This window comes from Niabella digestorum, from assembly GCF_036409055.1.
In the GTDB taxonomy this organism is placed as follows: Bacteria; Bacteroidota; Bacteroidia; order Chitinophagales; family Chitinophagaceae; genus Niabella; species Niabella composti.
The window spans coordinates 194714-218606 of record NZ_JAZGLY010000002.1 but is presented as its reverse complement, the minus strand read 5'-3'; the positions used below and the strand labels follow the sequence as shown (position 1 = coordinate 218606).

Annotated in this window: 16 protein-coding genes and 1 CRISPR repeat array (1 of these 17 only partly in view); of the genes, 12 read left to right on the top strand and 4 right to left on the bottom strand. The window is 41.8% G+C overall.

Annotation, left to right across the window (positions count from 1 at the left end):
- Positions 1-333: direct repeats of the CRISPR family, unit length 46 nt; unit sequence GTTGTACAACATCAAAGTTATTACAGAATTGAAAGCAATTCACAAC (it extends 1003 nt beyond the left edge of the window).
- 148 nt (positions 334-481) lie between these two features.
- Both V2H41_RS03600 and V2H41_RS03595 read right to left on the bottom strand, forming a co-directional pair.
- Positions 482-652 carry a hypothetical protein gene (locus tag V2H41_RS03600; RefSeq protein WP_330973759.1) on the bottom strand — a complete coding sequence of 57 codons (171 nt, stop codon included), beginning with the start codon at positions 650-652 and terminating at the stop codon, positions 482-484.
- Between the two features lie 655 nt (positions 653-1307).
- On the bottom strand, positions 1308-3635 hold the full coding sequence (locus V2H41_RS03595; RefSeq protein WP_330973758.1) for an alpha/beta fold hydrolase: 2328 nt from the start codon (positions 3633-3635) through the stop codon (positions 1308-1310).
- A gap of 314 nt (positions 3636-3949) precedes the next feature.
- Here V2H41_RS03595 and V2H41_RS03590 point away from each other — a divergent pair, with 314 nt between their 5' ends.
- A complete protein-coding gene (locus V2H41_RS03590; protein ID WP_330973757.1) occupies positions 3950-5302 on the top strand; it encodes a flavin monoamine oxidase family protein in 1353 nt (450 codons plus the stop codon).
- A gap of 116 nt (positions 5303-5418) precedes the next feature.
- On the opposite strand, the gene V2H41_RS03585 is transcribed toward V2H41_RS03590, so the two are convergent.
- Positions 5419-5784, bottom strand: coding sequence for a winged helix-turn-helix transcriptional regulator (locus tag V2H41_RS03585; RefSeq protein ID WP_330973756.1), 366 nt, complete (start codon positions 5782-5784; stop codon positions 5419-5421).
- Positions 5785-5877: 93 nt separating this feature from the next.
- Here V2H41_RS03585 and V2H41_RS03580 point away from each other — a divergent pair, with 93 nt between their 5' ends.
- The 11 genes from V2H41_RS03580 (at position 5878) to V2H41_RS03530 (ending at position 22275) form a co-directional block, all read left to right on the top strand.
- Entirely contained in the window at positions 5878-6654 is a 777-nt protein-coding gene (locus tag V2H41_RS03580; RefSeq protein ID WP_330973755.1) for an alpha/beta fold hydrolase, read from the top strand.
- A gap of 575 nt (positions 6655-7229) precedes the next feature.
- Entirely contained in the window at positions 7230-7778 is a 549-nt protein-coding gene (locus V2H41_RS03575; protein WP_330973754.1) for a helix-turn-helix domain-containing protein, read from the top strand.
- Between the two features lie 282 nt (positions 7779-8060).
- Complete coding sequence (locus V2H41_RS03570) at positions 8061-8810, top strand: GntR family transcriptional regulator (RefSeq protein ID WP_330973753.1); 750 nt, start codon at positions 8061-8063, stop codon at positions 8808-8810.
- Between the two features lie 105 nt (positions 8811-8915).
- Positions 8916-12029 (top strand): SusC/RagA family TonB-linked outer membrane protein, encoded by a 3114-nt coding sequence (locus tag V2H41_RS03565; RefSeq protein WP_330973752.1) that lies wholly within the window; start codon positions 8916-8918, stop codon positions 12027-12029.
- Positions 12030-12047: 18 nt separating this feature from the next.
- Positions 12048-13529, top strand: coding sequence for a RagB/SusD family nutrient uptake outer membrane protein (locus tag V2H41_RS03560; protein ID WP_330973751.1), 1482 nt, complete (start codon positions 12048-12050; stop codon positions 13527-13529).
- A gap of 5 nt (positions 13530-13534) precedes the next feature.
- On the top strand, positions 13535-15298 hold the full coding sequence (locus V2H41_RS03555; protein WP_330973750.1) for a class I mannose-6-phosphate isomerase: 1764 nt from the start codon (positions 13535-13537) through the stop codon (positions 15296-15298).
- Positions 15299-15303: 5 nt separating this feature from the next.
- On the top strand, positions 15304-16653 hold the full coding sequence (locus tag V2H41_RS03550) for a sugar porter family MFS transporter (RefSeq protein WP_330973749.1): 1350 nt from the start codon (positions 15304-15306) through the stop codon (positions 16651-16653).
- Positions 16654-16688: 35 nt separating this feature from the next.
- Complete coding sequence (locus tag V2H41_RS03545; RefSeq protein WP_330973748.1) at positions 16689-17477, top strand: hypothetical protein; 789 nt, start codon at positions 16689-16691, stop codon at positions 17475-17477.
- A gap of 16 nt (positions 17478-17493) precedes the next feature.
- The gene (locus tag V2H41_RS03540) at positions 17494-18687 is read left to right on the top strand and encodes a DUF4185 domain-containing protein (RefSeq protein WP_330973747.1); all 1194 of its coding nucleotides are present in this window, start codon (positions 17494-17496) and stop codon (positions 18685-18687) included.
- A 24-nt stretch (positions 18688-18711) separates the two neighbouring features.
- A complete protein-coding gene (locus V2H41_RS03535) occupies positions 18712-21402 on the top strand; it encodes a GH92 family glycosyl hydrolase (protein WP_330973746.1) in 2691 nt (896 codons plus the stop codon).
- 18 nt (positions 21403-21420) lie between these two features.
- Entirely contained in the window at positions 21421-22275 is an 855-nt protein-coding gene (locus V2H41_RS03530; RefSeq protein ID WP_330973745.1) for an ROK family protein, read from the top strand.
- 134 nt (positions 22276-22409) lie between these two features.
- Here the strand turns inward: V2H41_RS03530 and V2H41_RS03525 are convergent, their stop codons facing one another.
- Positions 22410-23801: a sialate O-acetylesterase gene (locus V2H41_RS03525; protein ID WP_330973744.1), complete on the bottom strand. Its 1392-nt coding sequence runs from the start codon at positions 23799-23801 to the stop codon at positions 22410-22412.
- Positions 23802-23893 lie beyond the last annotated feature (92 nt).

Below are 23893 nucleotides of genomic sequence, written 5' to 3'. Positions count from 1 at the left end.
TTATTACAGAATTGAAAGCAATTCACAACATTAGGGCGCATTGACACACTCAAAGTTTGTTGTACAACATCAAAGTTATTACAGAATTGAAAGCAATTCACAACATTAGGGCGCATTGACACACATTAAATTTTGTTGTACAACATCAAAGTTATTACAGAATTGAAAGCAATTCACAACAGGAGAAAGAGCGTATGCAATTATTCCCGGGTTGTACAACATCAAAGTTATTTACAGAATTGAAAGCAATTCACAACTAATACAGCAATCGGTGCTCAATCATTACGGTTGTACAACATCAAAGTTATTACAGAATTGAAAGCAATTCACAACGATCTTCAAGAAAATGACAAGATGGGTAGATACAATATGAATGATTTATCCAATAACCCCTTATGGCTGAAAATTATTTTCAGCTACTAACTGGTATGGGAATATTGATTTACGAACCCCGGCGGAAAGGGCTATTTTTGAAGGTTATTTAAGCAGAAGCTGATAAAACTCGATTAATATTATCGTTGTATTGTTCTTCAGTTAGGTCGTACGCTTTTAAAGCGTTTTCAAACTTCTCCCCACGACTTACGGCGCCGTAAACTGCCATCACTCGTAGATCCAAATTATTGATTTCATGACCGAGTAATTCACTATGCATTTCTGTAGTTAATTCTTCCATTTATTATTACTTTTTTTGTTCTTTTCTGATTAGTTCATGGTTGTAACATGAAGTACTGGTTTGTATATACAGAACCTATAGCAATACCATACTGTGGCTCTAGCCTTACATCTATCAAATCGCCGGGGTAGTTTTTTTATTGCGGAACATCCCGAAATGATACAACATTCTGCCTGAATATGGCTTAGTTAAAGTTACAGAACAAATTACACCCATAAGCGATATTTCTATAACAATACGCAATACTGTAAACAATAGTAATAGTACAAGTTGTTATCTCTGAAAAATATAAATAATTAATTTTCAAACAATATATTATGCTCTCTATAAAATCTGCCAATATATGTAGAAGCTGAGCTTGTATAATATTTATTTTGCGTTCGTTTGAACCTTTAAACAAACCATCATATTACGGTATTTTGTAAGTAAATTGTAAAACATCATAATTATTACATTTACAACCGCACCCCTCCCCAAAATTACCATAACCTATCACAACTAAAAACCTTATAGAATACATAAAGCCCAAACAACAGCCCTAGTGAATGCCTAGGCGTGTTTGTTGCTTTGACTTTTATTTTGAAAGTTGTACGTTACAATACCCATTACCAGAGGATCAAAAAATATATTCGATTTACGGCTGCGGTAACCAATCTAATAACTGTTGCTGCATCTCCGCCGAAAAACGATTATAATCGTTTACGTACACGTGAGTGAGCATATTAGAAGCACCATAGAGGCGATACACTTTTCCCACTTCTTCCAAAGCCGAACGTACAGCCGCGACCGGGTGATTACGATCCAGCTCCGGCGCAATAATCCATACAGGCCGCGGCGCTATGGATGCAATAATTTCAGGATAATCTACCGGTATGCGACGCTCATGCCCTACAAAAAAGCCCAACTTAGGAATTAAACCGTGTAAATGCGAGTACACCTGCAGGCCCTCAGCATCGAGCGATACCTCACGCCAGGGAGCAAATCCGGCTACCGAAAACACGCCTGCCACGCGCGTATCCAGTGCAGCACTCATCAGTCCTACTTTGGCACCCAAGGAGTAGCCCATCAGATAAATGCGCTTACCATCGATAAACTCTAGTTTCTCCAGCGCATCCACTGCCGACCGTACGTCCGCTAGCAGTTTACCCATCTTGGACCAATTGGGATAACGATCATAAAATCTGATTCCTTCTTCCAAACGAGTTCCAAAACCGGCCATATCAAAAGCAAATACCGCGTATCCCTTCGCCGTCAACTTTTCAAAAAACCATTGAATCTTATGTTGCCATCCCATCGCACCAAAGCCTTTCGAATAATCAAACTCGTGCAGATATACTACCACCGGCAAGTCCTTCCGTATCGGGTTACCCTTCTCATCGGCCGGATAATACACATAACCATACAAATTATCGCCGAATCCAAAGTACGGATTGATGGGCATGATCTTCATCTTTGACGTGGCTGTGGGTCGCGTAATAAAGGAGCCGAAAACGTAATCTTCTCCCCTTCCCTTCTTTTCCATAGTCATTGGTCCGGGATTCTTCACCCCCGGAGGCTCGGTACCCAGCAACCAGCGCAACTGCGACAATACATGAGGCTTTGTCTGCTCCCAAGCCGTTAAAGAGCTGGCCTGTATACGACCGTCCCGCACCGCATACCGTGTCGGATCGACGGCCTCACCCGACTGTTGCTTCCAATTCTCAAACTTATAGGTGTTGAAAAATTTATAAACGGGTTTATAACTGCTTCTACCAAAAACATAGTCGAAGAAATCGATATAGTCCTCCAGATCTTGTGCATTTACACCGTGCTTGCTATGCCTTACCCGCATGGTGAAATTTTCCGGCTTGCCTAGAAATTGAAACACCGGCAAGGTAGTGTGATAAGCCTGCTCCATCCCCCACACGTTGGAGGCGTGCTCGTTTTGAGCGGTGCTAAGCATGAGCCCTCTGGGAGCTACCAAAGCCATAAAGGAATTTTGGTCGATAGGCAACTTGTGCTCACGCCCAACGAAAAAACGCAAGCGCGGATGAAACCATGTGGGTTGTGATGTAGTTAGCAATGCTAGGTCTTCCACATCATAGTAATACGAACAATAGCGCCAAGGCAGTTCACCACCTGTACCGGCACTGCTAGTAATCACCGCTTTGATACGCTCGTCAAAAGCCGCCGTCATTAACGATAGCTTGCCGTTTCGCGAATGGCCTGTCAGTGCGATTTTTTCCTTATCTACAAAAGGCAATTGATATAAGTAATCCACTACACGCGAAGTGCCATACAAGCGACGACCCAAGCGCGAAAAATCATATTGGGGCCACCAAATTTGAGTATAGGCTTCGGTATCGTCTTTAATATCGGCAGCAGCATACACACATCCGATATAACCTCGCCTTAAGGCGATCTGTGCCCACTCGCGGTGGTTCCATTGAGTCATAAAAACAGGGAAGGGGCCTTGTCCCGGTGGAATCATTAGCTCGATAGTCATTTTAGCCTGATTGCCGGGCCCAAACGATAATTCCACAATGCGACGGATAACCTCACCTTCTTTTACCTCTTCCAAAATCTTCGACTCCATTTTTTCCGGTGCCGGTGGAATAGAGCCGATAATATAATACTCCAGATCCTTTCTCAGCTGCGCCTTCTTTTGTTGCCACTGCGCAAGGGTTTTTACTGGAGTGTTTTTGCGTCCTTCATCAAGAATCAACGGATGTGGTAGCGATACGATCGAAGGCATGGCATCAAAATCAGGAGGCAGTGCACCGGTCCTGTGCACCCAGTCGGCAAAGGTTTTATCAACCGGGCTCACCGTCCCATACGGTGTATGATCAGGCGGCAATACGCTGATAACCCAATCGCGGATACGTGCCAACTTTGTCGTATCCTCCATCAGTTTTGGGAAACCTCTTGCGAGTGTACTAACACCGATAGTCAACGAGAGGCCTAAAATAGCTAGTCGTTTCATGAGCTAAAACTTATTTTGATTTATAAGGCGGATGAACAGCATTAAATTTACTGATTTGAAATCAGCTACCCAAGCAGCGGACCCAAATATTACAAGCTTTTACAACGTTTGAAAACATTAGAATGCAAGAGATCATACTAGTAAATTGTTTAACCCTTCTTGATGAGTGAGGCTTCTATAACTTTCATTTTACAATCATCAATTACACCGAGGAAAAATTCAAGATCGATAGCACCGGGAAAAATCCCATTGATACTACTGTGACAAAAGCTTAATTTTAAGAAAGTATTTTTACCAAACTATCCAAATGATATATGCCCACTAGACGCGAATTCCTAAAAACCTCGGCGCTAATGGCCGCCGGTAGTCTTATTACTCCATCATTTATTTTGAAATCAAAACCCAAAGTAGTGGTGATAGGAGCAGGCTTTGCCGGACTTGCTGCTGCTTCTTGGTTAACCCGAAAAGGTATCCATGTTACCGTACTGGAAGCTCATAATCGTTATGGTGGGCGCGTGTTTTCTCATAAACTGAATCCCGAAAAACAACATATTGTGGAATTAGGTGCTGAATGGATAGGTGCCTCGCATGAGCGAATTATTGAGTTATGCCAATACTACAAATTAGAACTGCTCGATAATCGGTTTGATACGCATTTGATTTATGAAGGGAAATATTATCCGAAGAATACCTGGAATTATTCTGAAAACTGGCAACAAACCTGGGAAAGATTGTTGGAAGCCTATCCTCACATGTCGGAGGATGAAAAAATCAGATTGGATAAAATGGACTGGTGGAGATATTTGGTCAACAACGGTATGGATGGAAGGGATTTAGAAATTAGAGAGTTGTTGGATAGTACCGATTTCGGCGAAAGCATTCGTCATGTTTCGGCATTTGCTGCGCTATCTGAATACGCAGAAAGCAGCGAAAAGAACGAAATGGACTTTAAAATCAAGGGAGGAAACATTCGCCTGGCTGATGCCATGATAAAGGAAATTGGCAGCGAACGCGTGTTACTCAAGGAGCCGGTGGTAAAAGTAGATCAAACCGGCAACACCGTAAAGGTTCATACCGCCAGCGGACTGATATTGGAAGCCGATAAGGTCATTTGTGCCTTACCCACGCTAGCTATAAACAAAATAGAATGGCGGCCCGCCTTGCCTCAGGATAAAAGCGATGCTATCAATGCCCTACAGTACGCAAGAATAAATAAACACGTCCTATATTATAATCATCGGTTCTGGAACGACGAAAGTTTCGACATGGTTACCGATGGACCGGCGCATTATTTTTACCACGCCACCAAAAATCAAGAAGGACCAGAAGGCGCATTAATCTCATACACCATCGGGGATAAGGCCGCTTTCATCGCCCGACAAGATGATCAATTCCGAAGCCATATGATCGATGCAGCACTACAGCCTGCTTTTGGTCATACGCAGGATTACTTACTACATCAAGCTATGTATTTCTGGGGCGATGATAAATATTCACGCGGGGCATATGCTATCTACCGTCCCGGACAGTGGTTTACCTTAATGCCTATCCTGAGGCGACCGTTCGAAAACGTATACTTTGCCGGTGAACATATTGCAGACTGGCAGGGATTTATGGAAGGTGCCATCAATACCGGTGAGGAAGCTGCAGAAGCAATAGCGAGCTAATGCATCAATGGATTATGTGTGAGCCACCATCAGCTCTCGGCTTGCTGCTCCTAATTTATTATTGCTCGAGCATTCTGTGAAATACCTCCACGCATATTGTTGGAGATAACCCGTCTTCACTTCTGATTAATGGACCACCGTTCACCCCAATGCTGTAAAGCCAAAATAATTTCGATTAGTTCATGTCCTTTTTGCGTCACTGAATAACGGATCTGTTGAGGCACCGTACCTGCTATTTCATATTTTTCGATTAGTCCCTCTTCCTGCAATTCGGCAATGCGTTTTCCGAGGACCTGATCTGAGATAGTGGGAAAGATTTTTTTCAACTTACTAAACTGATACACCCCTTGTGAAATACAATACAAGAGCTGCATTTTCCAGCGCAGTCCTATCTGCTTCAGTATGCTGTTCACATTACAGTGCGCCGCTAATAGTCGAAGATTCTCATAGTTGCTTGACTGTGTTTTTGCCTCACTTGCCATAGTAGAGAATAGATTAGCATTCACTCATTTTCGGGTGAGTTATTGCCCACCTTTGAAGTGGCAAATATTTTTGCCATCCAAAAACATATAACCATGAAAAAGACAATTTTGTTAATCGTTTTGTTTTTGGTAGTGCATATGGGGCAAGCGCAATTTGCATCTGAAAAACCAACTTTCGTGTTGGTACATGGTGCTTGGCACGGCGGATGGTCTTGGAAATTCGTCAAAGAAAAACTGGAGCGCCACGGTTACACAGTCTATACACCGAGCCTTAGTGGCTTAGCCGAACATAAACATTTACTTAATGATAGCATCACGCTCCAAACGCATATTTTAGATATCATCAACCTCATCGAGATGGAAGACCTACACAATGTGGTACTGGTAGGGCACAGTTATGCAGGTGCCGTCATCACCGGCGTTGCAGATAGTATTTCTGAACGGCTATCTAAGTTAATTTATCTCGATGCTGTGCTGGTGTACAACGGAGAAAGCCCTATGACGGCTGAGCCGGAGTGGGAGCAAGCCCGTAAACGACCAGTTGTAGAAAGACGGGAGCATTTTCAGCCGGTTGCTCCTAGATTTTTTGGTGTAACTGATTCAACACTGGTCGATTGGGTTACTGAGCACCTTACGCCACAACCCTATATGACGTTTGCACAACCACTCCATCTAAAAAATCCCTTGGGCAACGGTCTCCCTAAAGTGTATATCGCTTGTATTAACCCTCAACTGGAAGTATTAAAAGCCCGAAGCGACTTACTTAAAAATGATCCTTCCTGGACTTACCTCACCCTCAATACCGGACATGATGCTATGATCACTGCACCGGATGAATTGACCGCACTGCTCATCCGATTAACCCAATAAAAAAAATTTCAATGCGGATCATAAACACACCCTGATGGAGCTTCAGTATAGCCGTAAGCATCTATCGGGGTGAATAATATCCGCATCGCTAGCCGCCTTCCCATGCAATGAATAGGCAGCCTCTTCGCTGATCTACTAGCAATTGTAATAAACCTAAGCAACATTATCAGCCTCTCTAAGAAATTATTTAATTGCACTTTACAAGTGCAATATTTAACAGTCACAGAGTATAATCCATAGCCGTTATAACTCGGATGTTGTTAATCCAAAAATTATGTAAGTTTTTCCCATTTTACTGTAAAAGCCGGAGCAAGGGGCGTTATAGCTTTGTATTATCAAATAATTCATCACTTAAATAAAAAAATCATGGAAAAACAAATTGTAAATGCCCACATTCAGTCATGCAATTGCGCAAACAACGCATCGGGATGTAATTGTGATCCTTGCACCTGCGAAACATGTACATGCGGTGCCGATTGTAAGTGTAATACGCAAAGTAAACAGTAGTGCCATTGTTAAATCTAGTACGTTAAAGCCGAAATCATCTATATTTGGTTTCGGCTTTTTTTAAATGTATGCATCAATCCATCGTCATTTCAGGAATGGTTTGCCAGCGTTGTGTTATGGTAGTTCAGGAAATTCTTGAACAACTGAATCTGCCATATGTCGCCGTACAAGTAGGACAAATCCTACCCGAAAGAGATTATACTGCCGAAGAGCGCAGCAGTCTGGAAAAGGCATTGAAAAATGTAGGATTTGAAATTGTGACGGGAAGACAAGAGCAATTGATAACAAATATCAAAAACAGAGTCAGAAAATACCTAGACACGCTGAGCGCAGAAGAACTACCCAACCTTTCGGAATATATCACTCAGGAAATATTTTATGATTATAGCTATTTAAGCGATTTATTTTCCTCAGCAGAAAACAAAACCATAGAGCAATATTTTATCGAATTGCGCATCGATAAGGTAAAAGAACAATTAGTATATACCCAGAAATCGCTTTCCGATATCGCTTTTGATTTAGGATTCAGTAGTCCACAACACTTCGCCAATCAGTTCAAACAACATACAGGGCAATCGCCCAGTGCATTCAGAAAAATGCATGCTTTAAAAAGATAACTGGCTATATTGTTACAGCTACAATTAGTAAGATTGCCTCATGGAGGATTATCTAATCACGATGATCTTCCTTTCGAACAAAATCTTAAAGATAAACCTTGGTAGCAAGGGAATGATTGCATGAGAGGAATATGCCAATACACGAAGAAAACATGCAGCAAACAGTAGCTCTTCCCTACTACTGATCCTTCAGTATATCCCCAATTTTCTTCTACCCAAATATTAAATAAAAAAAATCAAATTTTTTTTGGAAGTTTGAGAGAAAATTATCTTAACTTTACTATGTACGAACATACTGACATGGAATTTAAAATTGATCACAATAGTGCAATTCCTCTTCACGTTCAAGTGGAAGAGATATTGCGGAAGATGATCCAAAAGCCGGAATATCAAGAAGGAAAATTGCTGCCAAATGAAGTAGACATTGCGAAAAAATTAGGTATTAGCCGCAGTACTGTTCGTCAGGCAACCAGCAAATTGGTTTATGAAAACCTATTAATTCGTAAGAAAGGCGTAGGTACACGGGTTGCCAAGAACAACATCACCACTAAGCTTAAGAAATGGACCAGCTTTACGCATGAGATGGATGAGAAGGGGATGGTATTCAGAAATTATAGCTTAAAGGTAAACTATATAGCACCGGATGCGGAAATCCGTCGGCTATTTGGAATTAAAGAAGGGGAAAAGATTTTAAAATTAGAACGGCTGAGAGGACCGGAGCACAAAGGTCCGATCGTGTATTTTATTTCGTATTTCCATCCCAGAACAAAACTGACACCGGAAGACGATTTTACAAAGCCATTATACGAAATGCTCGAACACGATCATCATATAGTAGCAGCTGTATCTAAAGAAGGGATTAGCGCTATACTTGCCGATGCCAAACTAAGTAAGTTGCTGAATGTAAAGGTTGGAGATCCTATTTTGTTCAGAAAAAGAATTGTTTGCGACCCGGGTGATCGACCTTTCGAATACAATATCGGATACTATCGTGCAGATCGGTTTACCTACACTATAGACATCGAAAGATAAGTATTAAAGCGTTAGGGTAGCTTGCCTTTGAAAAACAGGAGGGGATTTATGATGTCTACTTTAATATGTATGAACATTCGTATATACTAATTTAATTGTACATACATGAAACATCGTACCAACAAGGGATTGCTTGCCAAATTGCTCCCTTATCTAATCGGATTATGGCCCGTATGCGTGTCGGCGCAAAACGACATCCTCAAAGGCACCGTCGTTTCGGATGAAGGACTGCCTATAGAAGGGGCTACTGTTCAATGGAAACATCAAAATGATGCTGTAAGAACCAATACAGCAGGCGCATTTGAAATCACTTATCAGCCCGGAGAACATACGCTGATGGTAAGTCATGTGGGGTATGTAACATCCGAACAGAGCGTAAGCTCCAATAAACCCCTTATCATCCGGCTGATGCGCAACCAAAATGAATTGTCGGAAGTAGTGGTGGTGGCCTATGGTCAGATGCGAAAAAGTGATCTGACAGGAGCCGTAGCTTCGGTAAAGAGTGAAGAACTGCGGGCTGTACCTACCACCAGTTTTGATCAGGCTTTGCAGGGAAGAGCTGCCGGTGTAGAAGTAACGCAAATGTCGGGGAAACCCGGCGCGGAAACATCCATCCGAATTCGAGGTACCAGCTCTATTACTGCAGGCAATGAACCGCTGTATGTTGTAGACGGCTTGCTCATTAATAGTGATGGTGGAGACATCAGCGCAGGAGGTACTCGCGGGCCTCGTATCTCGCCACTAGCCTCTCTCAATCCCGCAGATATCGAATCTATCGAAATTCTGAAGGACGCCTCCGCTACTGCCATGTATGGCTCCAGAGGTACCAACGGTGTGGTATTGATTACTACCAAGCGTGGTAAGGCAGGAAAAGGAACTGTTCAGTTAGATGCTTCGCAAACTTTGCAAAGTTTGGCACGCAAAGTAGAAGTACTCAATGGAAGCGAGTTTGCGTTTCTGGTAAATGAGGCAAAACTCAATGCCAATCAAACACCCGTATATGTAAATCCTGCTAACATCACCGAATACACCGACTGGCAAGATGCGCTATACCGTGATGCCTGGATGGGTAATTATCAGGTAAGCTTTTCAGGGGGAGATGCCAAATCCAGATTTAATATTTCCGGCGGATACTTTAATCAAGACGGTATCGTAATCAGTTCGGATTTTAAAAGATACTCCTTCCGCGTTAATGCAGAAAGAGATATTACCGAACGCTTAAAAACCGGAGTTTATTTCACGTACTCCAATATTAATACTACAGGAGTGCTGACCAATGCCGGACAAATTGTTCCGGGTGTTACTTACTCAGCTTTGCTCTACAATCCTATTCTGCCTATTTATGATCCTAATACTCCAGGGGGATACCAATTCGAAAATGACCGTGGTAAAGTATTGGGCAACCCAATTGCAGAAGCCAAGGAGTATGTGTCTGTAACAAAGTTGAATCGGTTGATGGGGAATACCTTTGCGCAATACGCCTTTACCAAGGATTTAATTTTCAGGACCAGCTTTGGTATTGATTACTTCAACAACCAGGAAAATAGCTTTGGCCCTAATTTTCTAAAACGTACACAGGCCAGTAACGGAGAAATATCACTAGGTAAAACTACAGGTAATACTTGGCTTAACGAAAACACGTTAACATATAACAAGGCTTTTGCCAATAATCATCGCATGAATGCCGTAGTAGGATTTACGGCACAACGCTTCCTTACCGAAAAATTATTTGTATACGCTTTTGACCTTCCATCAAATCATACGGGATATCACAATATTGGTAGTGCATTGAAGCCTCAAAAACCTAGCAATACCGAATCATCCTGGAGCATGCTTTCCTATCTAGGTAGAGTAAACTATACCATTAATGATAAATATCTCTTTACACTTACCGGACGAGTAGATGGATCATCCAAGTTTGCAAAAGGCAATCAATATGGATTTTTCCCCTCAGGGGCTTTCGCATGGAGAATTTCTAGAGAAAAGTTCATGCTTGATCAAAATACCATAGATGATTTAAAACTTAGATTAAGTTATGGGGTGATCGGCAACCAGGCTATCCCTCCTTATCAGTCATTGGCTTTAATCGGACCTTTTGGCGAAGGAGTATTTAACAGTCCTAGCGGTGTGGAAGTATATACCGGTAATGAGCCTACATCATACGTGTATAGAAAAATAAAGTGGGAAACTACACGTCAGTTCGATCTGGGTATCGATCTATCGATGCTGAAAAATCGTATTACACTAACCGCCGATTACTATAAAAAGAAAACAAACGATCTATTACTGACTACCCCTATCCCACTGACTTCGGGCTTTGCTACCTCCATGTTAAACATCGGCAACATCGATAACTGGGGGCTTGAACTGGATTTAAGAACCATCAATATACAGAAAAAGCTCACCTGGACATCGGCAGTCAATTTTGCTATGAACCGCAATACCATCACTAAGCTTAATGACGATAACGACATTTATTTGCTGGGAGCGTTGGTGTTGCGTGAAGGACAATCCATAGGAACCTTCTACGGATATAAGTTTGCCGGTATTTTCCAAAGCGATGAAGAAGCAGCGAATAGTCCGGTATTAGTAGGTCAAGAGCCTACCAGCCCCAACCCTGCTTCCAGAGCACGTGCCGGAGACCGTAAATATCATGATTTAAACAACGATGGAAAGATCGATGAAAACGACCGCACAATTCTAGGCACAGCAGTACCTAAGTTTACTATGGGACTGTCCAATACCCTACAATATAAAAATTTTGATCTCAGCATTTTTGTACATGGCTCATATGGCAACAAGTTGGCCAACTTCAACAATCTAGACTTATTGAACTTCACAGGTCAGCACAATGTGTTGCGCGAAGCAGCTTTAAACAGATGGACACCTACCAACCCTTCTAATAAATATCCGCGTGCATTGGCTGCCGGAAGTCTGGATCAGGGACTGATATCGGATGTTATTATCGAAGATGCATCGTTTATTAGAGTGCGTAATATCAGCTTAGGGTATCGCTTACCTACCAATCTGTTGAAGAAAATAAAGGTGCAACAACTGAAAGTGTATTTCAGTGGTAGCAATTTGTTCACGTTTACCAAATACACTGGATTTGATCCCGAGGCCAATACTTACGGACAAAGCACCACACTAATAGGCATTGATCAGGGAGGATATCCGCAAGCCAAAATGTTGCAATTCGGAATTAACGCCACTTTCTAACCTCAAAAATATCGGTCTATGAAAAAGATACTTTCTATATACCTATTATCAGCACTCCTCCTGTTTTCAGGTTGTAGTAAATTTTTGGAAGAAGATCCCAAACATCTCATTACTATTGAAAATTACTACGCCACAGAAGCTGATGCCATCAGTGCTGTCAACTCGCTGTATGCTTATCTCAACTCTATCAGCACAGGCTCTACAGCCGGAGTGTATCATAGCACTTTTTGGGTAACTACAGGTTTGGCAAGTGATGAAATGGAGAACCGTCAGGTAGCCGCTCCATATTTTGATTTAATCTCCAACTTCACTGTTAACTCATCCAATCCAGCTCTTGAAGAGATTTGGACCATGCATTACAAAGTAATCACACTGGCAAATATTTGCACCAACCGTATCCCCAAGATTCAGATGAACGAAGCATTACGCAATCGGTTAGTCGGTGAAGCTAAGTTTCTGCGGGCACTGATTTATTTCAATCTGGTGCGCATGTTTGGCAATGTGCCGCTACTTTTAAACGAGGATGAAGATTTATATCCCACCAATACGCCTGTTGCCGAGATCTACAACGCCATCGAAAATGATTTAACCGATGCCATTGCCGCATTACCACTGAATTATCCTCCAGGTAACGGGCGAGGAAGAGCTACCCGCGGTGCGGCATACGCATTAAGAGCCAAAATGTATCTCACCAACCAACAATGGCAAAAGGCAGCTGATGATTGCAGGGAAGTCATTCAATCGAACGAGTATGATTTGTGGGAAGACTTTGCAGAAGTATTCAAACATCGCAATAGAGGAGGAAAAGAAGCCGTATTTTCTGTAGGCTTCGGAGATGCCAACGGTGCCATCATATTTTGGGAAGTAGGACAATTTAATGTACGCTTACTTCCACCTGAGCTGTCTGTAGAAGGTGTGCAGAATGCACAGGGATGGCAGGTTCCTACTATGTATCTCTACAATGCTTATGAGAATGGCGATCGTCGCAAAGAAGTGACTTTTATTACAGAAATAAACAATAATGGCATCATCGAAACCATCCGCCCATATGTACAGAAATATTGGGATAGAGAGATGGAACCTAAAGGCAACGAGTCATCCAACGATTTTCCAGTGATACGTTATGCTGATGTACTCCTCATGTATGCCGAAGCTAATAACGAGCTGGACAGGAGTAGCATTGCACATGAATATATCAACAAAATCAGAAAAAGAGCACGCTTTAACGGCACTACCTATTTGCCCGTAGTTCCGGATTATTCAGGACTGAGTAAAGAGCAAATGCGAGAAGCTATCTTAAAAGAACGCTTTTTAGAACTGGCCTTTGAGGGGCACCGCTATTTTGATTTGGTACGCACCAATCAGCTTATTCAAAAAGTACCATTGGCCAAACCGGGGGTTACGCCTACCGCTAAACATTATCTAATGCCAATTCCATTAAGAGAACTGGACACTAATCCGAATTTAAAACAAAACGATTTACATACATCTGGGAATTAATCATTATGAAACAACAGTACATTTCAAATTATGACAAAGCCCCCTTTGTGGTGGTGCAAAACGAACAGGCAATTGTAGGATGGAAATCTATAATCGAATTTCTATTGGCTCAATTAGCAGATTCAGGGAACAAACAGTTGGTTATTGATACGTATCAGGGGGTGAAGATCTCATCCATCATACAGCAGTGGGCATCGCTGGCTCCTGATATAAAAGTGTTTGATACGCGCCAAGCATTGAAGGATGCTGCTACCATTGAGAAAATGGTTCATCCTTATGTAACAGATCATCCCATCTTTGGAAAAATGAATGACCTGAGCATTGAAGATTTCTTGGATCAAGAAAAAGTAGCACAATTAAAAACGCAGCTGAATAACAATGAACGACAAATTATCATCGGGCCGGCTGCATCACTGATAGCCCCTAATGGCTTACTGGTATATGCAGATATGGCAAGATGGGAAATTCAGCTTCGCTTTAAAAGAAATGAAGCGACAAGCTTGGGCTCCAATAATAAAAACGCATCTTTCGGATATTTATATCGACGCTCATTCTTTGTAGACTGGCGAGTATTGGATCGTCATAAACAAAACATCTTTCATTCCATTCAGTTCTGGCTAGACACAACAGTACAGGATCAACCCAAATTGGTACGTCATGACGCCATGGTCAAGGGTTTGGAACGAGCTTTGCGCCAGCCTTTCCGCGTAGTACCTTATTTCGATCCGGGACCATGGGGTGGACAATGGCTTAAGCAGGTTTGTGATTTACCCGACGGCCCACCTAACTATGCTTGGGCTTTCGATTGTGTGCCGGAAGAAAATAGCTTGCTATTAAAGCTGGATAATGCAACTATAGAAATTCCTTCTATTAATCTGGTGCATGAATATCCACAACACCTACTTGGCGAGAAAGTATATCAAGCCTTTGGTGCTTACTTTCCCATACGCTTCGACTTTCTGGACACAATGGATGGAGGAAATCTAAGTCTGCAGGTACACCCTTTGAAAGAATATATCAAGGAACAATTCGGGATGCCTTTGACTCAAGATGAAAGCTATTATATCATGGATGCTAAAGAAGGCGCAGTGGTTTATCTGGGATTGAAAGACGATGTAGAACCCGAACAAATGATTAAGGACCTGGAGTATGCGTATGAAAATGCAACTGCCTTTGACGCGGACAAATATGTGGCGAAATGGCCCATAAAAAAACACGATCACTATCTGATTCCCGCCGGTACCGTACACTGCTCCGGAACGGATAGCGTGGTTTTAGAAATCAGTGCTACCCCTTACATTTTTACATTTAAGTTGTACGACTGGGAACGCATGGGCTTGGATGGCAAACCCCGGCCCATCTCCATAGATCATGGTAAAAACGCTATTCAATGGAATCGTCGTACACAGTACAGCAAAGAAAATCTGATCAATAAAATAACAGTACTTAGCGAGGGAGAAGGCTGGCGGGAAGAACGCACCGGCTTGTATGAAGGATTCTTTATAGAAACAAGAAGATACTGGATGTCTACCCAAACCCATCATACTACTAATGATGTGGTGAATGTACTGAACTTAGTAGAAGGTCGAGAAGCCGTGATTGAAAGCCCCACACAGGCATTTGAACCTTTTGTGGTGCACTATGCAGAAACCTTCATCGTTCCAGCTTCAGTGAAAGAATACACGATTCGACCATACGGCGAAAGTGAAGGCAAAGAGATTGCGGTGTTAAAAGCATTCATCAATACCCATAACTTACCCAAAAACTAAATCATATGAATACACCGTCCAAAAAAAGCTTCTTATATAAATGCACTATTGTGGCTGCTATAGGCGGTTTTCTGTTCGGATATGACACAGCTGTTGTATCGGGTGCGATTGGTTATATGGAGACTTATTTCACGCTGGATGCAGCTGCTAAAGGATGGGCTGCTTCTTGTGCGCTTATTGGCTGTATGTTGGGAGCCATGGTAGCCGGAATGTTAAGTGATTCGTGGGGCAGAAAAAAAGTATTACAATTGGCAGCCTTGGCATTTGCCGTTTCATCGCTGGGCATACTGATTCCTATGAACTTTACAGGATTCATCCTTTTTAGGCTCATCGGCGGAATAGGCATCGGATTGGCTTCCATCCTCGCCCCTTTGTATATTTCAGAAATTGCCCCTGCAGAAAGCAGGGGCCGATTGGTATCGATTTATCAATTAGGAATTGTCATCGGCATCTTAGTAATCTATTTTGTTAATGCCGGTATTGCCTCACTAAATAGTGAAGAATGGAATACGCACACCGGATGGCGCTGGATGTTCGGCTCCGGACTATTACCATCGGTAATATTCCTCCTACTACTTATCAATGTTCCGGAAAGTCCGCGTTGGTTAGTTCAAAAAAATCAGATTGCATCCGCAGAAGCTATTCTACTAAAAATTAATAATGCCGATGTCGCCGCCGCAGAATTAGCAAATATTCAAGCTGCAATTGCTGAGAAGCAGATTTCTTTATCCGAATTATGGAGTACCGGCTTTAGAAAGGCATTGATCATTGGTGTTATACTCGCCATCTTATCTCAAATAACAGGCATTAATGTCATCATGTATTATGCACCGGAAATTTTCAAACAAACCGGCGCAGATACCGAGAGTTCTTTCATGCAAACTATTATCGTGGGCACCATCAATTTTCTGATGACTTTAGTAGCTATTCGGTATGTAGATAGATGGGGCAGAAAAAAGCTGTTGCTGATAGGATCGCTTGGCATGGCTATTTGTCTTCTAATCGTAGGGGCATGCTTTTACTATAATATCGAACAGGCATGGCTTTTGCTTGTTGCTATTCTGGCTTATATTTCTTTTTTCGCGATTTCTCTGGGACCACTCACCTTTGTGGTAGTAAGTGAAATCTTTCCTAACCCTGTGAGAGGAAGAGCTATGAGTGTAGCCATATTCTTTCTTTGGCTTTCGGTATACGTGGTTTCCCAGACCTTTCCAATGCTGTTAGAATCACTTGGCGCTGCTTATACCTTCTGGATATATATGATACTATCGGCGGTAGCATTTCTGTTTGTCGTGAAGTTTATTCCTGAAACAAAAGGAAAATCCTTAGAAGAAATAGAACATCTCTGGAGATAAACATATCATTTATTCTATCCCAAAAAATAACGATTATGCGAACCATACGCTCATATGCCATATGTCTGCTAGCTATAATGGCATTCGCTTGTAAGAAAGAAGATAAAATCAGCAGTCCGCACAAAGCCAGTTTGAGTGTGGCTGAGTTTACCGAAAAAACAGGTAGAATCATCACTACCACTTATACCATTGAAACTCCCAGTTCGGTAAAGGATCTTGTCATTGCAAAGACCATCAACACTTTCATTGATTCTTTATGGGAAAACAAAGGCCGACTGACTGTTACATTAACCCCCTCAGGCAATAATATCTATACTTACACGTTTGAATATGAAATTTTAGACAGAGATGCGGACAAGCTGGTGGGATTTCATTTCATTTTTACCGATGAGAATGGGCTGTCCATTACTAAAGACCTTACTTTAAATGCAATATTATCAGCTGAACAAACGCTATACACACGCAAATGGAAGCTATTGAGCAAAATGTGGACTTCTGCCGATCCTCCGGTTGAAGATCTACAGGATTGTGAATCGGACGATGTATGGGTGTTTAATGCGGATGGCACATGGAACATCGAGTACGGCGCCAAGGGTTGCTTATTCGACGGCTTTAATGAGTTCCCCAGTTGGTATATCACTGAAGATGAAAAAACCCTGTACGCCACTTATAGAAGCATCTTCACGCTCGAGGATGATGTGCAGAAGTACACTATCAAAACTTTAAACAGAGAACGGCTCGTGTTCGAATCCATTGTGGATTTGACAGATTTTGGCTTAGGCTCTGAAGAGGTGTTTGTTTATACTTTCGAAGCAGTTAATTAACCTATAATCACATATCATGAAATTGAAACTATTTATCATAGCTCTGGGTGCTGCATGTTTTCTTGCTTGTTCCAATAATGGCAAATCAAAACCCGATCGGGAAGACCCCAAAGCTGAATTTACTTTCACAGCAGAGCGAGCGCCGGAATATGATCAGTGGTTCCATCGTACCAAAGGTTGGTTTGGAGGAGACGGTATCTTCATGGTTCGTAAAGATGGAGTCGAGTATGATAATACAGTAAACAGAAGCGAAATCATCATTTGGTTTAGCGATACCATAATCGGTGAAATCGTCGACGGTGTATTAAGCTTTTTTAAAATGATTAATAACTCTTTGGCTAGTGTGCCCACCAATGGCAATCCGCCATCTTTCAAATGGGATTCTATCCAAAACCAGCCCGCATCCGTTATTGTACCCACTACTCCCAAGACAAGTGAAGGTGAATATTATTGGCTGGGCGATGGCTTTATCAATACTGAAGATAATAACAATCTCTACGTAATTGGATATCGTATCAAAACCAATGATCAGCAGCAAACATTTGGATTTGAAGAAAAGGGCAATACATTAATTATTGTGCCCAATACTGATTTATATAACTGGAGGGCCGCACAACAGTTCGACATCCCTTTCCATGGAGATCGGCCTATTACATCGGTTCCTAATTTCGGTGCGGGCATATTTGTAAATACTGAAAAAGCCGGAGTAGCGAACCCTGATGGATATGTTTATATCTATGGCGTAAAAGGGCAAGAGAAGGAACTCATGGTAGCGAGAGTGCGTACTAAGGATTTTGCCGATTTTTCCGCCTGGCGCTTCTGGGATGGTCAGCAATGGAGTAATCAGTTTGATGCAGCCAAGGCTATTGCCTCCAATGTGTCTAACGAGCTGAGTGTATGCCAGCTGAGTAACGGACAGTATGCACTGGTATATCAGTATCAGACCATGTCGCCTATTATCGCCATGAAAATTGCTGATCGACCTGAGGGCCCTTTCTCTGATATGATTGAGCTATACAATGTATCAAACGATATAGAAAAAGATAAGGATATCTTCCCATACAACGCTAAAGTACATACCGTACTATCGGGTCAGAATGAGTTGGTAATAAGTTACAATGTCAATTCCTTCGATTTTTTCAATGATATTAAAGAGTTCCCCAATCTATATCGTCCCCGCTTTATTCGTGTAAAGTATGCATTCAAATAATCGCGGCTTGTAATTTTTGGCATTATGAAAAATTGGTTAACATATCTAATGTGCCTAGTCAGCACCACAATAGTACACGCAAGCACAGATAATATTGCTCCTCTTGCAAAGGTTACAGCATCCACGTCTTTAAATGAAAACTTCAGCCCAGACAAGGCTGTAGATGGCATTATTGGGGTAGATGGAAAAGGAGAATGGGCTTGTGAAGGTGTATTAACTTCTTGGGGCGATCTTCGGTATCCTTGGATTCAATTTGAATGGGACAAGCCACAGACTATTTCCAGGATTGTTTTATATGATCGGCCCAATACTTATGACAATATTGCCGGAGGGAAATTAATCTTTAGTGATGGAAGTACCTTATATGTCAATCGCATTCCTCGCAATGGTGTAGGTAAGGAAGTAACCTTTCCTGCTAAGAAAGTAAAGTGGGTGCGCTTTCAGGCAACGGATGGCTATGGTAAGGACCTAGGTTTTTCAGAGGTGGAGATCTTCACCGATCCGTCAGAAGCCAAAGATTTTGTAGCCATGGTGGACCCGTTTATTGAAACCAATAGAGGACGTTATTTCTTCTTCAATCCTGGAGCATTGCCTTTTGCAATGGCAAGTGCAGCACCGCATACGCGCAATAGAAATCAGAATGGAGGGGGATATAACTATAACGAAGAGTATATTTTAGGCTTCGGTCAATTACACGATTGGATGATATCGGGCCTCAACATCATGCCGGCCATCGAGGGTGAACCTTTCGGCGGAGGCGAGCAAGAGTGGAAATCTTATTTCCAACATGATGAAGAAATCGCACAACCCGGTTATCATCGTCTGTTATTACGTAAACATAATATTTGGGCCGAATATACAGCTACAGAAAGAGTCAATTTTTACCGCTTTACCTATACTCAAAAACAGAACGCACAAATCATTTTCGGACTTTCGAGGCATTTAGGCTCTACTACAATGACAAATGCGACTATTGAACAAGAAGATCCTCATCATTTATCCATTCAGTTTAGCACGGTAAACCGTTTTTGGGGAGGCCCCAAAGAAGTTACTATATACGCTTATGTAGAGCTGGATCGACCTATACAAAAATTCATTGCCATTAATGAAAACAAGCCGTTGCCGATGGCCAATACATATCGTGGCGATACGCTCAATGCAGCTGTGATTATCCCTGTGGAAGCGGGTGAGGCAATACACATGAAAGTAGCGTTATCCTATACTTCTATCGAAAATGCTAAAAAGAATTTTGAAGCAGAAGCTAAACAAAAGCAGTTTAATGAAGTACGACTGCGCGCAAGGGAAATATGGAATGAATGGTTAGGTAAAATCGAAGTAAAAGGAGGCGAACTGAAAGATCGCATTAAATTTTATACAGATTTATGGCATGTGTTATTGGGGCGAAGAAGCATTGTAGATGTAACAGGTCATTATCCGGATCGTACACAGGGTGTGAGGGATGGTACTTTTACCGATGCGCAGTGCATTATTAGGCAGGTTCCTAAAAACCCAGATGGCCGCTTGAAATATCAAATGTATAATTCCGATGCTTTTTGGTTAACACAGTGGAATTTGAATGTATTATGGGGATTAGCCTGGCCCGAAGTACATGATGAGATGGCGAGCTCTTTAATGCAATATGCCACCAATGGCTACAAAATTCCTCGAGGACCTTCCGGAGGTGGGTATTCCTATATCATGACGAGCTCTCCAGGCTCTAATGTAATTATGAGTGCTGTAATGAAAGGTATTCTCACAAAACACAGTATTGATTCGGCCTATGTGATGGTAAAACGCAATGCGATGCCGGGAGGCATGCTAGGTGATCCTCAGGATGTGGAATTCTACATCAAAAACGGTTACTGGCCCCAAAATGCAGGCATCACTGTGGAAGCTGCTTTTCAGGATTGGGGAATTGCCCAATTTGCCAAAAAGCTCAAAAAGAAAAAAGATGAATTGTACTTCTTAAAACGCTCTCAAGGATGGAAAAAACTTTTTGATCCCGAAACAAAATTCATTTTCCCGAAAGATAAAAGAGGAATCTTTATTCATAAAGACCCATTAAACGGTACGGGCTGGGTCGAAGCAAATGCCTATCAGGCTGTTTGGGGACTATCGCATGATTTAGACGAACTGATAAAACTGATGGGTGGGCCTGATAGTTTTGCCAACAAACTGCAATATGCTTTTGAAATGTCACGTGCTTCCGATTTTGTATATGCCTATTCGAGCGGGTACATCAGCTATGCCAATCAACCGGGATGTTCTAATGCTCATGTGTTTACCTATGCCGGTAAACCATGGCTGACACAGTATTGGGTACGTCAGGTAAAAGAGCAGGCGTATGGAGGCGTTACCCCAGACTTAGGCTATGGAGGACATGACGAAGACCAAGGACAAATGGGCGGCGTAAGTGCACTGATGGCTATCGGCTTGTTTAACATTTTGGGCAATCAATCCGTTGATCCCTATTATGAAATAACAAGTCCCATCTTCGACGAGATTATTATTCATCTTGATCAACGCTATTATGAAGGGAAGCAATTTATCATAAAAGTATATAACAACAGTAAAGACCATCCGTACATTCAACAAGCCCGCCTAAATGGAAAAGAACATGAAAAATTCTGGATATCCCATAACACCTTTCAAAAAGGAGGTGTATTGGAATTGTGGCTGGGTGATAAGCCCAACTATCAATGGGGGAAAAAATAAACACTAATAGCTGCTACTATGAATCATTGGGTTTTAGGTATAGATATTGGAGGAACACATATCAGTTGCTGTATTGTGGATATACTCAATAACCGTATTCTAGAAGAAAGCTTTATAAGAGAAGATGTCAGGGCTAATGATACCGCTGATGCTATACTAGAAGACTGGTTGAGAGCTATACGAAAATCGCTGTCTTACTTTCCTGCAACTGCAGCCATTGGTGTAGCAATGCCGGGGCCATTCGATTATGAAAATGGTGTGAGCCTAATTAAAGGATTGCAGAAATATGAAGCACTGTACGGTTTAAACATCAAAAAAATGCTATCTATAGCATTGGACATTCCTACTGCTAATATTCAATTTCTTAACGATGCTAGTTGTTATCTGCTCGGAGAAATACATTTCGGAGCAGCCAAAGGCGAAACCAATGTGGTGGGCATCACTTTGGGGACCGGCCTGGGAAGTGGCCAATATCATCAGGAACGGCTTATAGAAGGCGATTTATGGTGTACGCCTTTTAAATCGGCAACAGCAGAAGATTATATGGCTGCCCGCTGGCTCATTAATGAATATCACTCCCGCACAGGCACCTGGCTTCAGGGAGTAAAAGACTTAGCCCTGATTCATGATCCTCTAGTAGATGCAATTTTTCAAATATATGGACAGCATCTTGCACAAATCATTCTACAACGCTATCACGACAATTTGCCGGAAGTGGTAGTTGTAGGAGGAAATATTGCAAAAGCCTGGGACAGGTTTATGCCACATGCGCAGCATTATTTGCAGGAACAAGGACATAATATTCGATGTATACCAGCACTTCTTGGCGAACGAGCAGCACTACTAGGAGCTGCATCTTGTTTCAAAAGATGATATATCAGTATCGCTTCTTTACTATGAGGACTTCTTGATACTAGACTTTAATAGCCAGCAATAGAAAACGCTGACAGAGATCTTGTTTTCACTGCAATCCATCTGTCAGCGTTCCATTATAAAAAAATACCTAACTACCAGTTATCCGTTCTGAATGGCGATACGGGCAGGCCTTTACTATTAAATAAGTTTGGCATGGATGTATCAGTAAACCCAAAACGAACAGCAACTGGGTTTTTGATCTGCTTACTGAATACAATCAGCTTATTTTTCTCTATTTTGTAATCAGCAGGAACAAAGTTTCTGGAATCATCAGCAATATACAGATCAGTAATTTTATTTCCTTTTACCTGCAGACTACCTTCTAAATAATCAAACTCAACAATAATCTTATTACCTTCTACTTTATGACTCTTGTATATCGGCGATTTATAATCCACCATGGACCTTCCATACACTTCCGCCAAAGCCAGCTGAGCTAAGCGCTCGGCCACTTCTCTTTTTCTAGTAGGATGAATATTTTTTACATCCGGAACCAAATCAGTAATCACAGCCATTCCAGTTTTTGGAACGACCAAAGTTTGAACTTGCTGCTCTCTCAACAAAGCACCTTTTTGTTCTTCGGGTTTAGATTTATAATCATATGGAGCAATTTGTACGTAATAGAAGGGGAATTCATATCCCCAAGCTTCTCTCCAGCTTTTAATCATGGTACTGAATAAGCGGCTATAACTGCTATAAGTATCAACATTACTTTCGCCTTGATACCAGAATGCTCCGGCAATTTTATATCCTACCAAGGGATAGATCATCGCATTCCACAAAGTGGCATATTCATGTGGCTTGCTTGCAGAGGGTTTAAAGGCTTTTGCATTCTTTAAAAATTCCGGGTCGTTTTCAATATATTTTGCAGGGGTCCATAGCTCGGCAGGTGTACCACCCCAGCTGGAATTAATAATGCCGATAGGAATATCCAATTCCTTAGCCAGCTGCTTACCTATGAAATAGCCGATAGCACTAAATCCCTTTGCAGATGCAGGATTACACTCCTTCCAACTATCAAAAACATTTATCTGAGGGCTGGTAGCAGCAATATTACTTATTTGCAACAGCCTTACTTTGGGATTATGAGCACGTGGAAGTTCGTCCAGCATTTCCTGCAGTTTATTGTTGGAGTTCCACTGCATATTGGATTGACCAGAGCATAACCACACCTCCCCGATGAGGACATTATTTACTACTTTGGACTCAGAGCCGGATAAAATAGTAATACTGTGCGGACCACCAGCTTCGGGAGTTTTTAACTTAACATCAAAACGTCCATAGCCCGAAACCTTAGTTGTAACCGTATCTTTACTCCAAGATGGGATAATTCTAACGGTGCCACCCCGCTTCGACCACCCCCAAAAATTGACCTCGGCATTCCGTTGCAAAACCATATTATCCGAGAAAAAACCGGGCAAATGAATCTGTGCCGATAATTGTAATGACAAGCATATTGTCAGAAATGAAAAAATGTACTTCATAAATTTTTCAATATTTAATGCAAGCATGAATGAAACCAGTTCTTTGGTTTTACAAAGGGAATAAAATTACTTCAAAAGTTGCATTAAGGGAA